This window comes from Burkholderia sp. CCA53 (genome assembly GCF_001685525.1).
GTDB classification, from domain to species: domain Bacteria; phylum Pseudomonadota; class Gammaproteobacteria; order Burkholderiales; family Burkholderiaceae; genus Burkholderia; species Burkholderia multivorans.
The window spans coordinates 176,027-197,510 of sequence record NZ_BDDJ01000001.1 but is presented as its reverse complement, the minus strand read 5'-3'; the positions used below and the strand labels follow the sequence as shown (position 1 = coordinate 197,510).

General features: G+C 68.7%; 16 protein-coding genes. 10 read left to right on the top strand and 6 right to left on the bottom strand.

The genetic code is table 11. The features are described from left to right. Window positions 1–56: 56 nt before the first annotated feature. From BCR55_RS00950 to BCR55_RS00920, 7 genes are all read left to right on the top strand, one after another. Window positions 57–992, top strand: a complete 936-nt coding sequence (locus tag BCR55_RS00950; RefSeq protein ID WP_065494037.1) for a LysR family transcriptional regulator — start codon at window positions 57–59, stop codon at window positions 990–992. A gap of 156 nt (window positions 993–1,148) precedes the next feature. After that, window positions 1,149–1,376 (top strand): sulfurtransferase TusA family protein, encoded by a 228-nt coding sequence (locus tag BCR55_RS00945; protein ID WP_006402122.1) that lies wholly within the window; start codon window positions 1,149–1,151, stop codon window positions 1,374–1,376. 289 nt (window positions 1,377–1,665) lie between these two features. After that, on the top strand, window positions 1,666–2,043 hold the full coding sequence (locus BCR55_RS00940) for a hypothetical protein (protein ID WP_035488218.1): 378 nt from the start codon (window positions 1,666–1,668) through the stop codon (window positions 2,041–2,043). A 302-nt stretch (window positions 2,044–2,345) separates the two neighbouring features. Further along, window positions 2,346–3,050 (top strand): response regulator transcription factor, encoded by a 705-nt coding sequence (locus BCR55_RS00935; RefSeq protein WP_006402120.1) that lies wholly within the window; start codon window positions 2,346–2,348, stop codon window positions 3,048–3,050. Then, window positions 3,047–4,411 (top strand): FecR domain-containing protein, encoded by a 1,365-nt coding sequence (locus tag BCR55_RS00930; protein ID WP_053297334.1) that lies wholly within the window; start codon window positions 3,047–3,049, stop codon window positions 4,409–4,411. The genes BCR55_RS00935 and BCR55_RS00930 overlap by 4 nt, the downstream gene beginning before the upstream one ends. Before the next feature lie 10 nt (window positions 4,412–4,421). Further along, the gene (locus BCR55_RS00925) at window positions 4,422–6,806 is read left to right on the top strand and encodes a CHASE2 domain-containing protein (protein ID WP_065494036.1); all 2,385 of its coding nucleotides are present in this window, start codon (window positions 4,422–4,424) and stop codon (window positions 6,804–6,806) included. A gap of 36 nt (window positions 6,807–6,842) precedes the next feature. After that, window positions 6,843–7,457: a DUF4136 domain-containing protein gene (locus tag BCR55_RS00920; RefSeq protein WP_065494035.1), complete on the top strand. Its 615-nt coding sequence runs from the start codon at window positions 6,843–6,845 to the stop codon at window positions 7,455–7,457. A 55-nt stretch (window positions 7,458–7,512) separates the two neighbouring features. On the opposite strand, the gene galU is transcribed toward BCR55_RS00920, so the two are convergent. Both galU and BCR55_RS00910 read right to left on the bottom strand, forming a co-directional pair. Then, window positions 7,513–8,397 carry a UTP--glucose-1-phosphate uridylyltransferase GalU gene (galU, locus tag BCR55_RS00915; protein ID WP_006402116.1) on the bottom strand — a complete coding sequence of 295 codons (885 nt, stop codon included), beginning with the start codon at window positions 8,395–8,397 and terminating at the stop codon, window positions 7,513–7,515. A gap of 86 nt (window positions 8,398–8,483) precedes the next feature. Then, a complete protein-coding gene (locus tag BCR55_RS00910; RefSeq protein ID WP_065494034.1) occupies window positions 8,484–11,351 on the bottom strand; it encodes a valine--tRNA ligase in 2,868 nt (955 codons plus the stop codon). Window positions 11,352–11,553: 202 nt separating this feature from the next. Here BCR55_RS00910 and BCR55_RS00905 point away from each other — a divergent pair, with 202 nt between their 5' ends. Together BCR55_RS00905 and BCR55_RS00900 are read left to right on the top strand one after the other, a co-directional pair. Beyond that, window positions 11,554–13,914 carry a UvrD-helicase domain-containing protein gene (locus BCR55_RS00905; RefSeq protein ID WP_065494033.1) on the top strand — a complete coding sequence of 787 codons (2,361 nt, stop codon included), beginning with the start codon at window positions 11,554–11,556 and terminating at the stop codon, window positions 13,912–13,914. Then, on the top strand, window positions 13,911–14,708 hold the full coding sequence (locus BCR55_RS00900) for a 5'-methylthioadenosine/adenosylhomocysteine nucleosidase (RefSeq protein ID WP_053297331.1): 798 nt from the start codon (window positions 13,911–13,913) through the stop codon (window positions 14,706–14,708). Before BCR55_RS00905 ends, BCR55_RS00900 begins: the two co-directional genes overlap by 4 nt. Window positions 14,709–14,771: 63 nt before the next feature. Here the strand turns inward: BCR55_RS00900 and BCR55_RS00895 are convergent, their stop codons facing one another. Next, window positions 14,772–16,013, bottom strand: a complete 1,242-nt coding sequence (locus BCR55_RS00895) for an MFS transporter (protein ID WP_006402111.1) — start codon at window positions 16,011–16,013, stop codon at window positions 14,772–14,774. A 409-nt stretch (window positions 16,014–16,422) separates the two neighbouring features. Here BCR55_RS00895 and BCR55_RS00890 point away from each other — a divergent pair, with 409 nt between their 5' ends. Further along, window positions 16,423–18,111, top strand: a complete 1,689-nt coding sequence (locus BCR55_RS00890; RefSeq protein WP_065494032.1) for a methyl-accepting chemotaxis protein — start codon at window positions 16,423–16,425, stop codon at window positions 18,109–18,111. A gap of 75 nt (window positions 18,112–18,186) precedes the next feature. Here BCR55_RS00890 and BCR55_RS00885 read toward each other — a convergent pair whose 3' ends face one another. From BCR55_RS00885 to BCR55_RS00875, 3 genes are read right to left on the bottom strand one after another with little or no spacing between them, the layout of a single operon-like run. Then, entirely contained in the window at window positions 18,187–19,065 is an 879-nt protein-coding gene (locus tag BCR55_RS00885; protein ID WP_006402108.1) for an HlyD family secretion protein, read from the bottom strand. A 12-nt stretch (window positions 19,066–19,077) separates the two neighbouring features. Then, on the bottom strand, window positions 19,078–19,281 hold the full coding sequence (locus BCR55_RS00880) for a DUF1656 domain-containing protein (protein ID WP_006402107.1): 204 nt from the start codon (window positions 19,279–19,281) through the stop codon (window positions 19,078–19,080). Further along, the gene (locus BCR55_RS00875) at window positions 19,278–21,479 is read right to left on the bottom strand and encodes an FUSC family protein (protein WP_006411598.1); all 2,202 of its coding nucleotides are present in this window, start codon (window positions 21,477–21,479) and stop codon (window positions 19,278–19,280) included. Before BCR55_RS00875 ends, BCR55_RS00880 begins: the two co-directional genes overlap by 4 nt. Window positions 21,480–21,484: the final 5 nt, after the last annotated feature.

Sequence of the window (21,484 nt, the reverse complement as noted above, 5' to 3'; positions counted from 1 at the left end):
GGCCGGAGAAGGCCGCGCAGCTTGATTCACTGTTCAGAATTCTGAATAATCGGCGGATGAATCAGCAAAATGTCCAGGCGCTCTGGCCGCACATCCATTCGCTGACGGTGCTGGCCGCCGCCGGCAGCTTCACGGCCGCCGCGCAGCGGCTCGGGATCAGCAAGGCCGCGATGAGTCAGCGCATCGCCGATCTCGAAAAGGCGGCCGGCGTGCCGCTCGTGCGCCGCACGACGCGCAGCGTGCGGCTCACCGACGCGGGCCGGACGCTCGTCGACAGCACGCGCGACGCGTTCGAGTCGATCGGCCAGCATTTCGCGCGCGTCAAGGAGCTCGCCGGCGAGCCGCGCGGGCTCGTGCGCGTGACGGCGCCGGTCGCGCTCGGCCGCCAGCAGATCGTCCCGCATCTGCCGGATTTCCTGCGCGCGCATCCGGGCGTGCATCTCGAGCTCGACCTGTCGGACCGGCTGCATTCGCTGACGCAGGAAGGCTTCGATCTCGCGATCCGCCATACGACGACCGCGCCGCAAACGCATGTCGCATGGAAGCTCTGCGATACGCGCTCGCTGCTCGTCGCCAGCCGCGACTATCTCGACGCGCGCGGCGCGCCGCGCCATCCGCGCGAACTCGTCGACCACAGCTGCCTCTGCTATCTGCGCGACAACGAGCCCGCCGCGTGGAGCTTCGAGCTGCAGGGCAGGCGGCGCGAGCGCGTCAGCGTGCCGGTGCGCGGCAGCTTCGCGGCGAACAACAGCGAGGCGATGCGCGACGCCGCGCTCGGCGGGCTCGGCATCGCGCTGCTGCCCGATTTCAGCGCGCGGCGCGATCTCGATGCGGGCCGGCTCGTGTCGCTGCTCGACGGGTGGCGGCCGTCCGGCGCGTTCGGCGACCACATCTTCGCGATCCGGCCGTACAGCGCGGTCGTGCCGAGCGCCGTGCGCGCGCTCGTGCGCCATCTGCGCGAGCGGCTGGCGGGCGGTTTCTCGGGCGCATGACGGGCCCGCAGCGGCCCCGAAACGGTCTCGCGACGGGGCCTGCGACGGGGCCTGCGACGGCCGCGTCGGGCTGCCCGGCGCGCGAGGCGGCGCTGCGGTAAAATCGCGGCTTCCTCCCGCGCCCCGTGCGGCGCGCCATTCGAAGGTCGACAGCCGATGCAGATTCACAAGGAAGTGGACGCGCGCGGGCTCAATTGCCCGTTGCCGATCCTGCGCGCGAAGAAAGCGCTCGCCGATATGGAGAGCGGGCAAATCCTGAAGGTGCTCGCGACCGATCCGGGCTCGCAGCGCGACTTTGCCGCGTTCGCGAAGCAGACCGGCAACGAAATCGTCGAATCGACGACGCAGGACAAGACCTTCGTGTTCCTGATGCGTCGCCGCTGACGCGACGCCACGCCACGCCACACCTCGCCACATCGCCCCCCCGGTGCCCCGCAACGACGCAAACGCACCTCGGCGCGTCGCTGCGCGCCGTGCCGGGGCCGCTTCGGCCCTGTCTCGCACGGTTCCGCTCCGCGCCAGTCTGACAATTCTTAAACCTCCGTTTGCCGGCGGCTGCGTATACTGGCCCGTCCGGTCGTCCGTGCTGTTCGGGCGCGCCGGCCACGGTACGTCGAAGAGGCAGGCACGGGGGCCACGCCCGACGCGACCGTCGTATAACGGGGGAGAGGACATGTCCTTCAGACCAGGGACCCGACGAAGTCCGTCCACAAGGGATTGCATTGCATCCGCCTGCACGCCGGCATCGAGCCGCGTGGAGCTGGATCCGCAGCAGGACCGCCATGCGCGGGCCGCACTCGAGGCATACGCCGATTCGGCGGCGGCCGAGATGCCGTGGCTGGCCGAATGGCTCGGCGAGCGGCTGCGCGACGCCGCGCAGCACGACGCGCCGGCCGTCACGTATTGCAGCGCGACCGTCGAACGCGTGTTCGATCTCGCGCACGCCTGGGCGGCGAACCGGCCCGACTATGCGGCCGCCGCGTGGGAAGAGGTGCGCGGCCAACTGCAGCGGATGCTCGCGCAGCACGCGCCGGCCGACGACTGGCTGTAACGCGGAACCGGTGCGGTCGCGGCCGGGGCCAGGGCCGCGGCGATCGCGCGACAACGACGATTATTCGAAGAATGAGCCGTAGTCCACGCAATTCCCTGGCGAATTTCATACTACTATGCTGAAATCGCCGGTTCGTCCGTGCCCCGTTTTTGAGATATGTTGCCGGGGCAACCGTGTCGCATCCGTTGCGCGGCGGCGACCGGCGGCTCGAGGGCCGGTATCGGGGCCGCGCCGCAGTCGATGCGGCAGCGGCAGGAGCGGGGAGTTGAACTGGACGAATCGCTTTCGATTTGCGGGGTGCTATGAGAATTGCTGTACTGGATGACGATCCGGCCCAGACGGATTTCGTCAGTCAAACGCTGACGGCCGCCGGCCACACGTGCTACGCGTTCAAGGAAGGCAAGGCCCTGAAGAAGCGTCTGCAGCGCGAGACGTTCGATCTGCTGGTCCTCGACTGGAACGTGCCGGACATGTCGGGCGAGGAAGTGCTGAAGTGGGTGCGCGCGAATCAGACCGAGCACAGCCTGCCGATCATCTTCATGACCAGCCGCGACGACGAGGCCGGGATCACGCAAATCCTGAACGCCGGCGCCGACGACTACGTCGTCAAGCCCGTGTCCGGCCCGATCCTGCGCGCGCGCATCGGCTCGCTGCTGCGCCGCGCGTATCCGGTCAACGCGGAGGCGACCGTTCGCGAGTTCGACCAGTTCCGCTTCGACGTGAACCTGAAGCAGGCGTACGTCGGCGACAAGGCCGTGAGCCTCACGCAGAAGGAATTCGAGCTCGCGCTGCTGCTGTTCCAGCATCTCGACCGGCCGCTGTCGCGCGCGCACATCCTCGATCTCGTGTGGAAGCAGGCGACCGACATTCCGTCGCGCACGATGGACACGCACATCTCGATGCTGCGCACGAAGCTGGGCCTGCGGCCCGAAAACGGCTATCGGCTCGCGCCCATCTACGGCTACGGCTACCGGCTCGAGCGCGTCGGCCAGGGAGAACCGGAGTGACGACGGCCATCACGCAGCGCGCCGCCATGCTGCGTACCGCCGGCCTGCGCGCGGCCTGTGCGGTCGCGCTCGCGGTCGCGGCGCAGCATGCCGCGGCCCAGCCGCCCGCCACGGCGGGCAAGACGATCGCATACCGCACGCAGGCGGGCGATACGCTGTACGACATCGCCGCGCGCTATCTGCAAGGCGTCGACGACTGGCAGCTGCTGCAGCAGCTGAACCACGTGCCCGAGCCGAAGCATCTGCAGCCCGGCATCGCGCTGAAGCTGCCCGTCGCGCGGCTGCGCAAGGAGCGGCTCTCGGCGCGCGTCGTCGCGGTGCAGGGCACCGCCGAGCGCGCGACCGGCAATGCGCAATACGCGCCGCTTGCCGCCGACGCGACGGTCACCGAGGGCGACCGCGTGCGCACCGGCGCGAACGGTTTCCTGACGCTCGAGCTCGCCGACGGCACGCACATGAGCCTGCCTCCGGACAGCCAGCTCGACCTGAAGACGCTGCGCCGCACCGTGCTGACCGGCACGCTCGACCGTCAGTTCGAACTGACGCGCGGCTCGGTCGACAGCGACGTCACGCACCTGAAGAAGCGCGACGACCGTTTCCAGATCCGCTCGCCGTCGGTCGTCGCCGGCGTGCGCGGCACGCGCTTTCGCGTGAATTACGATGCCGCCGGCAGCGCGGCCACGCGCGTCGAGGTGCTGGACGGCACGGTCGGCGTCGCAGGCAGCCGGCGTCCGGCCGGCGCGACGCTCGTGCATGCGAACTTCGGCAGCGTCGCGAGCGCGTCCGGCGCGGTCGGCGCGCCGATTCAGCTGCTGCCGGCACCGGTGCTTGCGCATCCCGAGAAGGTGCAGGACGACGCGGACGTTGCGTTCGATCTCGCGCCGCTCGCGCAGGCACGCGCCTATCACGTACAGCTCGCGCGCGACGCGGGCATGCTCGAGCTGTTCCGCGAAACGCGCAGCGACGGGCCGCGTGCGGTATTTCGCGACGTGCCGAACGGTACGTACTTCGTGCGGATCGCGGCGATCGACGACAACGGCCTCGAGGGCCTGCCGCGCATCTATGCGTTCGAGCGCCGGCTGATGGGCCTCGATGCGACCGCGACGCCCGGCGAGGGCGGCTACGTGTTCCGCTGGTCGGCCAACGGCGCGGGCGACGGCGCGCGCTACCGGTTCGTGCTGTCGCGCTCGAAGGACTTGAGCGCACCGGTCGTCGATCAAGTCGGGCTGCGGGCGCGTCAGATCAGCGTCGCGCATCTGCCGCCGGGCGAGTATTTCTGGGCCGTGACGGTCGAGGAGTTCTCGGGCGGCAAGTTCTACGAGAAGACGAGCCCGGTCGGTGCGTTTACGTTGTCGCGTTGATCCGCGGCAGATGAAAGCCGATTCCGTTTCTCCGCGGCGGCAGCTCGGGCGCCGCTTCCTGCTCGAATGGATCGCGATCGGGTGCCTCGGGATCGCGGTGATCTGCACATGCGCGCTCGGCCGCGCGTCGTCGAGCGTCGACGGGCTGATCTACGATCGGCTGCTGATGCTGCGCAGCCTGCCGCTGTCGCCGGACGTCGTCGTCGTCGACATCGACAACCGGAGCGTGTCCGCGCTCGGCCGCTGGCCGTGGTCGCGCAACGTGCACGCGCGGCTGCTCGATACGCTCGCGCGTGCGCAGCCGGCGGCCGTGGTCTACGACGTGCTGTTTACCGAGCCGTCTCCCGACGATCGCGCGTTCGCCGACGCGATGGCGCGCGTGCCGACCTTCCTGCCGGTGCTGCTGAGCCCGGAGCAGGACGGCAAGCGCGCACTCGATCCGCCGGTCGCGGCGCTCGCCGCGCGCGCGATGGGGCTCGGGCATATCAATCTCGAAGTCGATCCGGACGGCATCGTGCGCAGCGTCGCGCTGTTCGAGGACGACGGCCGCACGCGCTGGCCGCAGCTGATGGTGCCTGTCTATCGCGCGATCGCGGCCGGCAAGCTGCATCCGGCCGGCGGCGCGCCGGGCCCGCGCGCGCACGACCTGTCGCGCGACGCGACCGGCGAAGGCCGCTATCTGATTCCGTTCAGCCGCAATACGCCCGCGTATCCGACGCTGTCGTTCGACGATGTGCTCGAAGGGCGCGTGAAGCCCGATGCGCTGCGCGGCAAGATCGTCGTCGTCGGCGTGACCGCGTCGGGGCTCTACGACCGCTTCGCGACGCCGGTGTCCGGCGATTTCGGCCCGCTCGCCGGCGTCTACATCCACGCGAGCGTGCTCGACATGCTGACGACCGGCTCCGCGATTTCGCCGGTCTCGCGACCGGTGCTGTTCGCCGCGTCGCTCTTGCCGCTCGCGGCGCTGCTCGGCGGTTTCCTGATGCTGTCGCCGTGGCGCGCGCTGCTGCTGACGCTGAGCCTCGCGGCGCTCGCGGTGATCGCGAGCATTGCGCTGCTGTTCGAGGCGCGCGTCTGGCTGTCGCCGGCGCCGGCCGTGTTCGGGCTGATCGCCGTGTATCCGATCTGGAACTGGCGGCGCCTCGAGATGACGATGTCGTACCTGCGCCGCGAGCTGCAGCGGCTCGCCGACGAACCGCATCTGCTGCCGGAGGCGCCGCGCGCGCGCCGCGTCGGCGGCGACGTGCTCGAGCGCCAGATGGCGCTGATGGCGCAGGCCGCGCAGCGCCTGCAGGACATGAAGCGCTTCGTGTGGGACAGCCTCGACAGCATGCCGGAACCGATCTTCGTGACCGACCTGGCCGGCACCGTGCTGATCGCGAACCACGCCGCCAAGCGCTACGGCTCGAGGCTCGCGCTGCCGCTGCCGGAAGGGCGGCCGCTGCGCGCGGCGCTCGGCGAGCTGACGTTCGTGAAGACCGTCGACGGCAACGCGGAGCACGACGTCGCGATCCGCGACAGCTGGCCGGCCGCGCTCGACCCGACGCTCGCGGCCGAGCACGACGTGATGGCGCGCGGCATCGAGGTGCGCGATCGCGACGGGCTCGACCATCTGCTACGCTACGCAGCGTGTACGAACGCACAGGGTCACGTGACCGGCTGGATCGCGGGCCTCGTCGACGTCACCGAACTGCACGCGGCCGAGCGGCAGCGCGAGGAAGCGCTGCATCTGCTGTCGCACGACATGCGCTCGCCGCAGTCGTCGATTCTCGCGCTCGTCGAGATCGAACGCGACCGCGTCGAGTCGGACACGATGCGCGCGCTGCTCGCGCGGATCGAACGCTATGCACACCGCGCGCTGTCGCTTGCCGACGAGTTCGTGCAGCTCGCGCGCGCCGAGTCGCAGGCCTATCAGCTCGAGACGACGAGCCTCGTCGACGTGCTGATCGACGCGAGCGACGAAGTGTGGCCGCAGGCGCAGGCGAAGCGCATCCGCATCGATACCGACGTCGGCACGGAGATGTGCTGGGTGAGGGCGGACCGCTCGCTGATCACGCGCGCGTTCGTCAACGTGCTGAACAACGCGGTCAAATATAGTCCGTCCGACACGACGATCACGTGTACGCTGACGGTCGAACACGCGTCGAAACGGATGTTCTGTACGATTCGCGACCAGGGGTACGGCATTGCGCCGGAAGATCAGCGACATCTGTTCGAGCGTTTCAAACGATTCCATGCGGGCGAACGGCCCGAAATCTCGGGCTCCGGGCTCGGCATGGCATTCGTGAAGACGGTCGTCACGCGCCACGGCGGCAGCGTGTCGGTCGACAGCGAAGTGGGCGTCGGCACCGCGGTGACGGTGTCGCTGCCCGCGATCGACGAGCCGTCCGCCTGACAGGGCCGGGCACGACGGCAGGCATTGGGGGAAGTCATGAGAAAGCAATGGGCAGCGACCGCGCTGGCGGCGTCGCTGTTGACGGGTTGCGCCGGCGTCACGACCGGCGTCAGCGCGGTCGGGCAGCCGGACGGCTTTGCGTCGGGCGCGCACGGCTACGACATCGTCCGGACGGCCGCGCAGGCCGACGATGCCGACTATCGGCAAATCGAGACGCGCGTGCGCGAGGCGCTCGCGCGCCGTGGCTTCGACGTGCAGGCGGCGCAGGCCGCGCGCTACCGGCTGTCGATCGCCTATGCGACGCAGCCGGCCGCAGTGGCGGCGAGCGCGGAGCAGTGCGGCGGCGCGAGCAGCGCGTGCGTGACCGTCGACGGGCCGGCGCCGCTCGCGCTGCCGTTCGCGGGTCGCGTGTATCGCCACGTGCTGACGCTGCGTTTCGTCGACGCGAAGTCGGGCGCGGACGTCTATCGCGTGTCGGCCGCGCTGCGCGACCGCGAGCCCGGCGTGCAGCACGCGGTGCCTGCGCTCGTGACGAGCGCGCTCGCGAAGCTGCCGTTCGACGCGGGCGGCGGCTGGCTCGTCGAGACGAAAAAAGACGACGCGGGCGCGATGCCGGGCGTCGTCTCGGTGAAGCCGGCGCCCGCGCACTGAGGCGCGGGCCGCAACGGCCGGGCGAGGGCGCGCGGCGCGCGCCTTCGGGGCCGCGTCAGGCGGCCGGCTGCGCGCCGTCGCGCGTGCGCAGATACGTTTCGAAGTCGGCGCCGACTTCCGGATGGCGCAGCGCGAATTCGACCGTCGCCTTCAGATAGCCGAGCTTGCTGCCGCAGTCGTAGCGCGTGCCCTGATATTTGTACGCGAGCACCTGCTCGTCGGCGAGCAGCGCCTCGATCGCGTCGGTGAGCTGCAGCTCGCCGCCCGCGCCCGGCTTCAGCGCGCGCAGATGATCGAAGATCCGCGGCTTCAGCACGTAGCGGCCGACCACGCCGAGGTTCGACGGCGCGACGTCCGGCGCGGGCTTCTCGACGATCGCCGACATCTTGATGATCGAGTCTTCCCACTCCTTGCCGTCGACGATCCCGTACGACTTCGTCTCCGACGGCGGGATCTCTTCGACGCCGATCACAGAGCTGTGATAGTGATCGAACACGTCGACCATCTGCTTCATCACCGGCGGATTGCCGTCGAGCAGGTCGTCCGCGAGGATCACCGCGAACGGGTTGTCCGCGACCAGTTTTTCGGCGCACAGCACGGCGTGACCGAGGCCGAGCGCTTCCGGCTGGCGCACGTAGAAGCAGTCGACGTGGCTCGGCTTGATGCTGCGCACGAGCTCGAGCAGTTTTTCCTTGCCGCGGGCCTCGAGTTCGGCTTCGACCTCGTAGGACTTGTCGAAATGGTCCTCGATCGCGCGCTTGCTGCGCCCCGTCACGAAGATCATTTCGGTGATGCCGGCCGCGATCGCTTCTTCGACCGCGTACTGGATCAGCGGCTTGTCCACGACCGGCAGCATCTCCTTCGGGCTCGCCTTTGTTGCCGGGAGGAACCGCGTGCCGAGGCCGGCAACAGGGAATACCGCCTTGGTGACTTTCAACATGATCGAACCTTTATTGATGTAATCGACTTGTCAGACGTCTATGTTCACGTCCGAATTATAGTGAACGCAAACCGGCTTACCGTTTGTTACGTGGGCAACCGTTCGAGCTGCGCGCGCAGCTTTTCGAGCGTGCCCTGGAACTCGGCGAGCCGTTTTTGTTCCTGCTCGACCACCGCCGGCGGCGCCTTCGCGACGAACGCCTCGTTGCCGAGTTTCGCGTTGCATTTCGCGATTTCGCCCGTCAGACGCGCAATTTCCTTCGAGAGGCGCTCGCGCTCGGCCGCAACGTCGATTTCCACCTTCAGTACCAGCTTGTTCGGCCCGACGATCGCGATCGGCGCGCCGTGCGCTTCCTGGTCGAGCGCGGCTTCGTCCGCGAGGATCCGGACCTCGGACAGGCGCGCGAGCGCCTGCACGTACGGTGCGAACGTATGCAGACGCGCGGCGTCGCCGGCCGCGAGCAGCGGCACCTTCGTCGCCGGCGACAGGTTCATCTCGCCGCGCAGGTTGCGGCACGCGTCGACGATCGCCTTCAGATCGGCCGCCCATTGCTCGGACCCTTCGTCGATCTTCTTCGGCTCGGCGATCGGGTAGGCCTGCGTCATCAGCGACGCTTCGCCCTCGGCCTTGCCCTTCGGATAGCGGCCCGCGAGCGGCGCCACCTTCTGCCAGAGCGCTTCGGTGATGAACGGGATGATCGGGTGCGCGAGACGCAGCACCGTTTCGAGCACGCGCAGCAGCGTGCGGCGCGTCGCGCGCTGCTGTTCCGGCGTACCGTTCTGGATCTGCACCTTCGCGAGTTCCAGATACCAGTCGCAGTACTCGTCCCACACGAATTTGTAGATGCTGCTCGCGACGTTGTCGAAACGATAGTCGGCGAAGCCCTTTGCGATGTCGGCTTCGGTCCGCTGCAGCAGCGACACGATCCAGCGGTCGGCCGCCGAGAAGTCGAGGTAGCCGCCGGGGCCGCAGTCGCCCGCGCCGCAGACTTCCGGCTTGTCGAGCCCGCAGTCGTGGCCTTCGCAGTTCATCAGCACGAAGCGCGTCGCGTTCCAGAGCTTGTTGCAGAAGTTGCGATAGCCCTCGCAGCGCGCGAGGTCGAAGTTCACGTTGCGGCCGAGCGTCGCCATCGACGCCATCGTGAAGCGCAGCGCGTCGGTGCCGAACGCCGGAATGCCGTCCGGGAATTCCTTGCGCGTCTTCTTTTCGATCGTCGCGGCCTGCTTCGGATTCATCAGGCCCGTCGTGCGCTTCGCGACCAGCGTTTCGAGATCGATGCCGTCGACGATGTCGATCGGGTCGAGCGTGTTGCCCTTGCTCTTCGACATCTTCTGGCCTTCCGCGTCGCGCACGAGGCCGTGCACGTACACGGTGTGGAACGGCACCTTGCCGGTGAAGTGCGTGGTCATCATCACCATCCGGGCGACCCAGAAGAAGATGATGTCGAAGCCGGTGACGAGCACCGACGACGGCAGGAAGTGATGCAGTTCCGGCGTCTCGTTCGGCCAGCCGAGCGACGAGAACGGCACGAGCGCGGACGAGAACCACGTGTCGAGCACGTCCTCGTCGCGCTTCAGTGCGCCCGTGTAGCCCTGCGCGGCGGCCTTCGCGCGCGCGTCTTCCTCGCTGCGCGCGACGAACACTTCGCCGTTCTCGCCGTACCACGCGGGAATCTGATGGCCCCACCAGAGCTGGCGCGAAATGCACCAGTCCTGGATGTTCTCGAGCCACTGGTAATAGGTGGTCGTCCAGTTTTCCGGCACGAACTTGATCTGGCCGCTGCGCACGACGTCGAGCGACACTTCGGTGATCGACTTGCCCGGATGGAACGTGCCTTCCGGTGCCCGCTTCGTCATCGCGACGAACCACTGGTCGGTCAGCATCGGCTCGATCACGACGCCCGTGCGGTCGCCGCGCGGCACCATCAGCTTGTGCGGCTTCACCGATTCGAGAAAGCCCTGCGCGTCGAGATCGGCGACGATCGCCTTGCGCGCGTCGAAGCGGTCGAGCCCGCGATACTGCTCGGGCGCGTTGTCGTTGATCTTCGCGTCGAGCGTCAGGATCTCGATCGGTGCGAGCTGGTGGCGCAGGCCGACCTGGTAATCGTTGAAGTCGTGCGCGGGCGTGACCTTCACGACACCGGTGCCGAACTCGCGATCGACGTAGTCGTCGGCGATCACGGGGATCTCGCGGCCGGTCAGCGGCAGCGTGACGCGCTTGCCGATCAGGTGGCGGTAGCGCTCGTCTTCCGGGTGGACCATCACCGCGACGTCGCCGAGCATCGTCTCGGGGCGCGTGGTCGCGACCGTCAGCGAGCCCGAGCCGTCGACGAGCGGGTAGCGGATGTGCCACAGGTGGCCGTTTTCCTCTTCGCTGACGACTTCGAGATCCGACACCGCGGTGAGCAGTACCGGATCCCAGTTCACGAGGCGCTTGCCGCGGTAGATCAGACCCTGTTCGTAGAGCGCCACGAACACGTCGCGCACGGCGGCCGACATCTTGTCGTCCATCGTGAAGTATTCGCGCGACCAGTCGGTCGACGCGCCGAGCCGGCGCACCTGGCCGGTGATCGTCGAACCCGATTTCTGCTTCCATTCCCACACGCGCTCGACGAATTTCTCGCGGCCGAGATCGTGGCGCGACACGCCCTGCGCGTCGAGCTGGCGCTCGACGACGATCTGCGTCGCGATCCCCGCGTGGTCGGTGCCCGGTACCCACAGCGTGTTCTCGCCGAGCATCCGGTGATAGCGCGCGAGGCCGTCCATGATCGTCTGGTTGAATGCGTGGCCCATGTGCAGCGTGCCCGTGACGTTCGGCGGCGGCAACTGGATCGCGAAATCCGGGCGCGCCGGATCGAATGCCGGGGCCGCATAGCCGCGTTTTTCCCACTCCGGCCCCCATTGGGCCTCGATGGTGTGGGGTTCGAAACTCTTCGCAAGCGTGCTGTCGCTCATGGTTGGAAATCTGCCGAAAAATGCGTGAATTGAATGCCGAATCCGACGATTATAAATGGATGCACATCGGCCAGCCATCGCACCGGCGCGCGCGCCGGCCGCGACGCGCGTCGCGCGCGAGTTGCGCCGGCCGAAAACGGCAGCGCGCGGCGGACTTATAATGGCGGGTCCGCATTTTTCCACGCCCGTTCGCTGCCGCTCCATGCCCGATCTGCTCGCCAATCTGAACCCCGAACAATACGCCGCCGTCACGCTGCCGAACGAACCGGCGCTGATCCTCGCGGGGGCGGGCAGCGGCAAGACCCGCGTGCTGATCACGCGCATCGCGTGGCTGATCCAGCAAGGCTATGCGTCGCCGGCCACCGTGCTCGCCGTCACGTTCACGAACAAGGCCGCGCGCGAGATGATGGCGCGGCTCTCCGCGATGATGCCGATCGACACGCGCGGGATGTGGATCGGCACGTTCCACGGCCTCTGCAACCGGATGCTGCGCGCGCACTACCGCGACGCGGGCCTGCCGCAGACGTTCCAGATCCTCGACACGGCCGATCAGCTGTCCGCGATCAAGCGGCTGATGAAGACGCTGAACGTCGACGACGAGAAATATCCGCCGAAGAACGTGCAGTACTTCATCAACAACGCGAAGGAGCAGGGGCTGCGCCCCGACAAGGTCGACGCGTCCGACAACTTCAACCGCAAGTTCGTCGAGCTCTATCAGGCCTACGACCAGCAGTGCCAGCGCGAGGGCGTCGTCGACTTTCCGGAACTGCTGCTGCGCTGCTACGAGCTGCTCGCGTACAACGCGCCGCTGCGCGCGCACTACCAGGCGCGCTTCCGGCACATCCTCGTCGACGAGTTCCAGGACACCAACAAGCTGCAGTACGCGTGGCTGAAGATGCTCGCGGGCGGACAGAACGCGATCTTCGCGGTCGGCGACGACGATCAGTCGATCTACGCGTTCCGCGGCGCGAACGTCGGCAACATGCGCGACTTCGAGGACGAATTCCGCGTACGCAACCTGATCAAGCTCGAGCAGAACTACCGGTCGCACGGCAACATCCTCGATGCGGCGAACCAGCTGATCTCGAACAACGCGCACCGTCTCGGCAAGAACCTGCGCACCGACGCGAGCCACGGCGAACCGGTGCGCGTGTACGAGGCGAGCACCGATGCGCAGGAAGCCGGCTGGATCGTCGAGGAGATCCGTTCGTTGATCAACACGGGGCTGTCGCGCAGCGAGATCGCGGTGCTCTATCGCAGCAACGCGCAGTCGCGTGCGATCGAGCACACGCTGATGACGTCGGGCATCCCGTATCGCGTGTACGGCGGCCTGCGCTTTTTCGAGCGTCAGGAAGTCAAGCATGCGCTCGCGTATCTGCGCCTGATCGACAATCCGAACGACGACACCGCGTTTGCACGCGTCGTCAACTTCCCGACGCGCGGAATCGGCGCGCGCTCGATCGAGCAGCTGGCCGACGCCGCGCGTCTGTACGGCTGCTCGATGGCCGCCGCGATTCCCTACGTGACGGGCAAGGCCGGCACGAGCCTCGGCGCGTTCGCGAACCTGATCGCGAAGATGCGTGCGGAAACGCAGCAGATGAGCCTGCCCGAGACCGTCGAATACGTCGTGCGCGCGAGCGGCCTCGCCGATTTCTATCAGGGCGAGCGCGAAGGGCAGGACCGCCTCGAGAACTTGCAGGAACTCGTGAACGCGGCGACCGCGTTCGTCAGCGAGGAAGGCTACGGGCTCGACACGCCCGCGCGCTCGATTCCGCTGCGCGCCGGCGCGATCGCGGCGCCCGAGATCGGCGCGGCCCGCGACGATGCGTCGGTCGACGTGCTCGCGCCCGCCTCGCTCGACGATCCCGCGCAGAACCCCGACACGATGACGCCGCTCGCGGGCTTTCTGTCGCACGCGTCGCTCGAGGCCGGCGACAACCAGGCACAGGCTGGCCAGGACGCCGTGCAACTGATGACCGTGCACGCGGCGAAGGGGCTCGAATTCTCGGCGGTGTTCATCACCGGGCTCGAGGAAGGGCTGTTCCCGCACGAGAACAGCGTGCTCGAATCGGACGGTCTCGAGGAAGAGCGCCGGCTGATGTACGTCGCGATCACGCGCGCGAAGGAGCGGCTCTATCTGTCGTTCGCGCAGAGCCGGATGCTGCACGGCCAGACGCGCTATAACGTGCGCTCGCGCTTTTTCGACGAACTGCCGCAGCACGTGCTGAAGTGGCTGACGCCGAAGGTCGAGGCCGGTGCGCGCTGGGGCGGTCGCTCGGACAACGCGGGCTGGGGCCGAGACTGGTTCGCGCGGCCCGGCGCCGGGCGCGAGCAGTACGTCGACGCGGCGGTGTCCGCGCCGCTGCCCGCGTTCGCCGACCAGCAGCGGGCGGCCGACGTCGGCTTCCGCGTCGGCCAGCAGGTGTTCCATACGAAATTCGGCGAAGGGACGGTAACCGCGCTCGAAGGCAGCGGCGCCGACGCAAAGGCGCAGGTGAAGTTCAAGCGGCACGGCGAGAAATGGCTCGCGCTCGCGGTCGCGAAGCTGCAGGCGGTGGAATGACGAGCGTCGACATCGCAACCGGCGCCGCGACGCGCCCGCTCGGCATTCTCGCCGCACTGCCCGAGGAACTCGGCGATCTGATCGCCGCGATGCGCGCGGAAGGCCCGATGAAGACCGTCACGCTCGGCCGCCGCGACTATCACGTCGGCACCGTGCACGGTGCGGCCTGCGTCGTCACGCTCGCGCGCGTCGGCAAGGTCGCGGCCGCCGCGACGGTCAGTGCGCTGATCCACGTGTTCGGCGTGTCGGGCGTCGTGTTCACCGGCGTGGCGGGCGGCGTGTCGCGCGCGGTGCGCGTCGGCGACGTCGTCGTCGCCGATACGCTGTTGCAGCACGATCTCGACGCGTCGCCGCTGTTCCCGCGCTACGAGGTGCCGCTGCTCGGCATCACGCGCTTCGCGACCGACGCGGAGCTGACCGCGCGCCTGAAGGCCGCATGCACGTTGTTCGTCGCCGAAGAGGGCGCGCAGTTCGCCGAGCGCTTCGGGCTCGCGGGCGCGACGCTGCACGGCGGCCTCATCATCAGCGGCGACCGCTTCGTGTCGAGCGAGCGCGAGGTTGCTGCGCTGCGCGACGCGCTGCCGGACGCGCTCGCGGTCGAGATGGAGGGCGCGGCGATCGCGCAGGTGTGCGCCGAGCACGACGTGCCGTTCGCGCTCGTGCGCGCGATCTCCGATACGGCCGACGATCATGCGACGCAGTCGTTCTCGCACTTCCTGTCCGCGATCGCGAGCAGCTATTCGTCGGGCATCCTCAAGCGTTTCCTGACGCTGCACGCGACGACGGCGGCCTGAAGCCGCCGTCGTTTCCGTTTTTTTTCATCGGCCCGGCCGCCGCGCGCGCGGCGGGCTGCATCGTCAGGCCTTCTTGCGGCGGCTGCCTTCCAGATTCGGCAGGAATACCGTCAGCACGCCGATCAGCGGCAGGAACGAGCACACCTTGTAGACGAACGGGATGCTGGTCGCATCGGCGAGCTGACCGAGCACGGCCGCGCCCACGCCGCCGAGACCGAACGCGAAGCCGAAGAACAGCCCCGCGACCATCCCCACCTTGCCCGGCATCAGCTCGGTCGCATAGACGAGAATCGCCGCGAACGCCGACGCGAGCACGACGCCGATGATCACGCTCAGCACGCCGGTCCAGAACAGGTTCGCGTACGGCAGCAGCAGCGTGAACGGCGCGACGCCGAGAATCGAGACCCAGATCACGTACTTGCGGCCGATCCGGTCGCCGACCGGCCCGCCGATCAGCGTGCCGGCCGCGACGGCCGCGAGGAACACGAACAGGTGGATCTGCGCGGCCTGCACCGACAGATGGAACTTGTCGATCAGATAGAACGTGAAGTAGCTGTTGATGCTCGCCAGATAGAAATACTTCGAGAACACGAGCAGCACGAGCACGCCGATGGCGCCGAGCACGCGGCCGCGCGACAGCGTCGGATGGCCGGCGGCGGCCGCCTTCTTCTTCATCGACGGATGCTTCTTGTACCAGTGGCCGATCTGCGTGAGCACGACCATCGCGACGAGCGCGGCGGCCGAGAACCACGCGATGCTGTGCTGGCCGTGCGGAATGATCACGAGCGCGGCGAGCAGCGGCCCGAGCGCCGAGCCCGCATTGCCGCCGACCTGGAACAGCGACTGCGCGAGGCCGTGCCGGCCGCCCGACGCCATGCGCGCGACCCGCGACGATTCCGGGTGGAACACCGACGAGCCGCAGCCGACGAGCGCGGCCGCGACGAGCAGCATCGGGAAATTCGGCGCGACCGACATCAGCAGCAGGCCCGACAGCGTGAAGCCCATCCCGACCGGCAGCGAGTACGGCTTCGGGCGCTTGTCCGTGTAGAGGCCGACGAGCGGCTGCAGCAGCGACGCGGTGATCTGGTAGGTGAGCGTGATCAGCCCGATCTGCGCGAACGACAGCGCGAACTGGCTCTTGAGCATCGGATAGATCGCGAGGATCAACGACTGGATCATGTCGTTGAGCATGTGCGAGAAGCTGATTGCGCCGAGCACCGGATAGACGGTGCGCGGCGCAGGCGGAGCAGACGTCTGGGCCGCGGCGGCTGCGCCGGCCGTGCCCGTGTCGAGGCTGGTTTCCATGTGAGCTGAGCGAATTGAGGTAGCAGGGCGCGCTTGGATGGGGATCCGCGCGTTCGAATCGTTGTTGCGTCAAAGGAGTGTAATGTGGCGCATCGAGAATGTCAGGCCAACTTTTGTCGCAAATCGGACATTGGTATGACGATCGGCTGCTGCGCGGTTTTTTGACCGGGTATAACGCTCGCGACGCGGTGCCGCTTGGCGGCGACGCCGCGCGCGGGCCGGATGCGCGTTTGTCCGGACTCAAGGAACGGCGCTCGCGACCGTAGAACGACACAACGACGACAGAGGCGCGCCGCGCCGGCCTGGCCACGAGCCGGTCCGGTGCGAGACGCGGCCCGGGGCCGACCGACCATCGCGGTAAAGCCGGAACCGACCTTTCCGGCAGCACGATCAATACGGGGATAGATTGATGAAAGCAGCATCATTGCATCCGCAGCCGGGCGCGGCGGCCGCCGCCGCATCCGGATCCGAGACCGCCGCCGCGCGCCGGCCCGCCCGTCGCGGCCGCGCCGCGCGCACCGAGCGCCGGCCGTGGACCGTGAAGGCGACGCTGCGCGCCGCGTTCGCGGTTCTGCTGATCGGCACGGTCGCGATCGGCGTGTTTTCGCTCTGGCAGATCAGCCGGCTGAATGCGTCGATCGCGTCGGTCTACGAGCAGGGGCACGTCGCGAGCCGCGCAGCCGAGGAGGTGCGCGCGGAGGTGCTGCGTGCGAGCCGCGCGCAGAAGATGCTGCTGACCGCGACCACCGCGAAGGAGCGCGACGAGCTCGGTGCCGAAGTCGATGCGGGGCTCGCGTCGATCGGCCGCGCGCTCGGTACGCTGCAGCGCGAGGCGGACCCGGCCGACGCCGACGACAGCGCACGGCTGCGCGCATTCTCGTCCGCCGTCGGCACCTGGAGCGGCCATCTGCGCGACTTCGTCGCGCTGGTGCGCGCGCAGCCGCTCGACCTGTCGCAGATGAACTGGCAGGTCGGCACGCAGGACGTGTCGCTGCTCGTCGAGACCGGCAAGCTCGAGAAACAGGTCGGCGATCTCGTGAAGACGCGCGGCGCGAAGTCGAAGGCGACGCTCGATGCGTCGGCGACGATCTTCTCGTCGTCGTTCGCGATGATCGCCGCGATGACGGCTGCGCTGTTCGTCCTCGCGATCGCGATCGCGGAGCGCGTCGTGCGCCGCCTCGCCGCGCAGCTCGGCGGCGAGCCTGCGTATGCGAAGGCAATCGCCGCCGACATCGCGCGCGGCGATCTCACGCGGCCGATCGCACTCGGCCGGCACGACCGCGACAGCATGGTGCGCGCGCTCGCCGACATGCAGCGGGGGCTGGCCGCGACCGTCGGCGAAATCGCGGTCAGTGCGGACGCGATCGCGTCGGCATCCGGCGAGATCTCGACCGGCAACCTCGATCTGTCGCAGCGCACCGCACAGCAGGCGGCCGCGCTCGAGCGCACCGCGGCGAGCATGGAGCAGCTGACCTCGACGGTGCGGCAGAACGCGGAGAACGCGCGGCAGGCAAGCATGCTGGCCGCGAATGCGTCGGCCGTCGCGGAAGCGGGCGGCGAGGTGGTCGGGCGCGTCGTCGCGACGATGAGCGACATCGACGACAGCGCGAAGAGCATCCGCGACATCATCGGCACGATCGAGGGCATCGCGTTCCAGACCAACATCCTCGCGCTGAACGCGGCCGTCGAGGCCGCACGCGCGGGCGAGCAGGGGCGCGGTTTCGCGGTGGTCGCCGGCGAGGTGCGTTCGCTCGCGCAGCGCGCGGCGACCGCGGCGAAGGAGATCCGCGCGCTGATCGGCGCGTCGGTCGAGCGCGTCGCGAACGGTGCGGCGCTCGCACACGACGCGGGCCGCACGATGGACGACGTCGTGCGCGCGGTCAAGCGCGTGACCGACATCATCGGCGAGATCGCGGCGGCCTCGGACGAGCAGAGCGCGGGCATCGACGAGATCGGCCGCGCGGTCACGCAGATGGATGCCGGCACGCAGCAGAACGCGGCGCTCGTCGAGCAGGCGGCGGCCGCGGCGCGCGCGCTGGACGAGCAGGCGCAGTCGCTGAAGGCGCTCGTCGGACGTTTCCGGCTCGCGGCCGATTGAGCGCGCGCGGCGCGCGACGCGCGGGCCACACGCGCCGCGCCGGCATCGGCGGCCGGGCGGTCCGGCCGCCGGGCGTTACGACGACTGCTTCTTGCGATCGGGATCGATGATGACCGTGCAGGTCGTGCCGGCCGACAGCAGTACGCCGTCCGGCACCTCGTCGATCTTGATGCGCACCGGCACGCGCTGCGCGAGGCGCACCCAGTTGAAGGTCGGATTCACGTCGGCGACGAGGTCGCGGCTTTGCGGATTGTCGCGATCGTAGATGCCGCGCGAGATGCTCTCGACGTGGCCTTTCATCACGCCGCCGCTCATCAGCCGCATCTCGGCCGGCGCGCCGACCTTCACGCGCGGCAGCTTGGTTTCCTCGAAGTAGCCGTAGACCCAGAACGAATGGCTGTCGACGATCGCGAGCTTCGCCTGACCGGCGACCGCGTAGTTGCCCTTGAAGGTCTGCAGGTTCGTGATGTAGCCGTCGACCGGCGCGACGACGCGCGTGCGTTCGAGATTCAGCTTCGCGGCGTCGAGCGCGGCGAGTGCCTGCTGGTACTGCGCCTCGGCGCTCGACGCGCTGTGCGCGGCGTTCTCGCGGTTTTCCTTCGACACGACGAGCGCGTCGAGATCGGCGCGGCGGGCCGCGTCGTCGCGGCGCATCTGCAGTTCCGCGCGGCGGGCGGCGACGGCCGCCTGCGCCTGTTCGACCGCGATCTGATAGTGCGACGGGTCGATCTGCATGATCAGGTCGCCCTTCTTGACGAGCTGGTTGTCATGCACGGGCAGCTCGACGATCGCGCCCGACACGTCCGGCGCGACGTTGACGATTTCCGCGCGCACGCGCCCGTCGCGCGTCCATGGATCTTCCATGTAGTGCACCCACAGCGAGCGCCCGATCAGGATCGCGACGAGAAGGATGACGGCCGTCGCGACGAAGCCGAAGAGTTTTCTGAGCATCATGGTGGTGGTGGATCAACGGTAAACGGCGAGACTGAGTCCGCCGCATATGCAGACGAGCAGGCAGGCCCGGAACAGCGACGGGTGCCAGACGACACGGTAGAGGCCCGTATAGGCGAGCAGTCGGTCGACGGCCCAGGTCGCGAGCGCGCCGACGACGAACATCAGCACGACCGTGGGCATGTACGCATCGAGAATCGCGATTTCGCGCGGGATCATGACGAGGCTCCTGGTTGGGGGCGTGCGGGGCGGTTGCGGTTGAGCGGCGCAAGCGGCGACTCCGGATCGAGCAGCGCGCTGCGCACGAAATGCAGATGGCTCAGGATGCGCTGCAGGCGGTGCCGTTCTTCGCGCGACGCATGCAGCGTGTCGAGCAGCGGGCGCGTCGCTTCGATCGCGTCGTTGGCTGCGCCGAGCGCCGCGTCGAAGCGCGCGGCATCCGGCTTCGCGAACAGCGCCGACAGCGCGTTGCGCATCGTCTCGATCGCACGTCGCCACGGCATCGTCGGCGCGTAGTGCGGATCGGCCGGCAGCGTCGCGAGTTCCGCACGCAGGTCGATCGCCGCGTTGCCCGTTTCGAGCACCGCGAACATCCAGCGCAGCGCGTCGCGCTGCACGGTCGGCTGGTCGGCCGACAGCGTGTGCGCCTGATACATCAGATCGCGCGCGCCGCTCTCGAAGCGCGTGCGCAGCCCGGCAAGCCGTGCGTGGCAGGCGGCGACGACCTGATGACGCAGATCGGCGAGCAGCCGCTTCTTGAGCCACGGCGCGGTCGGCGGGAACAGCACCGCGAACGCGATCGCCGACACGAGCATCGACAGCACGAGCGCGAGCGCGTCGTTCATGAAGCCGGTCGGATCGTAGTGCGTGATGTTGTCGGGGCCGGCGAGGAAGCTGAAGAAGATCAGATAGCCCATCCCGTAGCCCGCGAGCTTCGGCTTCAGCGTCAGGAAGATGCCGATCGCGAGCATCGGCGCGAGCCCGACGCAGAGCAGCGCGAAGCCGTCGATGCGCGGATAGATGCCGAACATCGTGATCATGCCGGTGCATACCGCGAGTGCGGTGCCCATCCCCATCTGCGCGGCCATCGCGGTCGGGCGCGGCGTCGACGACGCGAGCGCACAGGTCGCGGCCGCCGTGAGCGTCAGCGTGACGCCGCTCGGCCATGCGGTTTCGATCCAGAACCAGCCGAGCACGAGGATCACGGCCGCCGTGCGGATGCCCGCGATGACGGCTGCGGTCAGGTTCGTGCGCGGCTCGTAGCGCTCGATCCAGCGCTCGCGCTCGTGCGTCGCGCTCGACAGCGACGCGTAGGTCGCCGCATATTCGCGCAGGTCGGTGATGAAGCGGTACAGCAGCTCGGCGGCCGTATCGAAGTCGAGCAGCGGAAAGTCGGGCTGCGTTTCGAGTTCGGCACGCGTTGCGCGGATGCGGCGCGGCAGCGCGTCGCGCCACGCGAGCAGCTGCTCGGCCGCGTGGGCGGCGTCGGCCGACGTGCGCACCGGCTCGCCGTTGCGCGTGAGCAGCGGCGCGATCTCGCGGAAATACGGCTCGAGCGCGTCGATCGCGGCCTGCGCGCCGGCCGCGCGCAGCCGGTTCATCAGCTGATGCAGCGCATGGAAGCGGCTCGATGCGCTCATGAATTCGCTGTTGAGCCGCGCGAGACGGCCGCTGCGCATCCGCGTGTCCGGGTTCTCGAACACGGCCATGCTGCGCGCGGCCTCGAAGCCGACCACGTCGGCGACGAAGCGCGTGTGCACGCTTTCGATGTGCGCGCGTTCGAGCTGTCCGGACAGCGCGGCCGCGACGTAGTCGACGAAGCTGCCGAAGCGCTTGCGCACCGTCGTGCGCATCTGCTCGCCCGTGTACTGCGGGAACACGAGCGCGCTGACGACGCCGGCCGACACGATGCCGACGACGATTTCGGCTACGCGCGTCATCGCGCTCATGAACGCGCCGTCCGGGTGCTGCGACGCGGGCAGGCCGATCAGCGCGGCCGTGTAGCCGGCCAGCAGGAAGCCGTAGCTGCGGAAGTTGCGGTTGCGCGCGGCGCCAGCCGTGCAGAGCGCGACCCACAGCGCGACCGCGAGCAGGAACAGCTGCGGCTGCTGCGGAAACAGCCCGACGAAGGTGAGCGTCGCGATGAGCCCGAAGATCGTGCCCGCGACGCGATAGAAGCTTTTCGCGAGCACGGCGCCGCTTTGCGGCTGCATCACGATGAATACCGTCGTCATCGCGGTCTTCGGCGCCGGCAGGTCCAGCCGCATCGACACGGCGAGCGAGATGAAGGCCGCGAGCAGCGCCTTTGCGAGATAGAGCCACGCGACGCCGTCGGTGCGGGCCCAGTCGCCGAATGCGGCGAAGCGGGCCGACAGCGCGCTGCCGGCGTGCGGGGAGGCGGGGGAGGAGGCTGACATGGCGT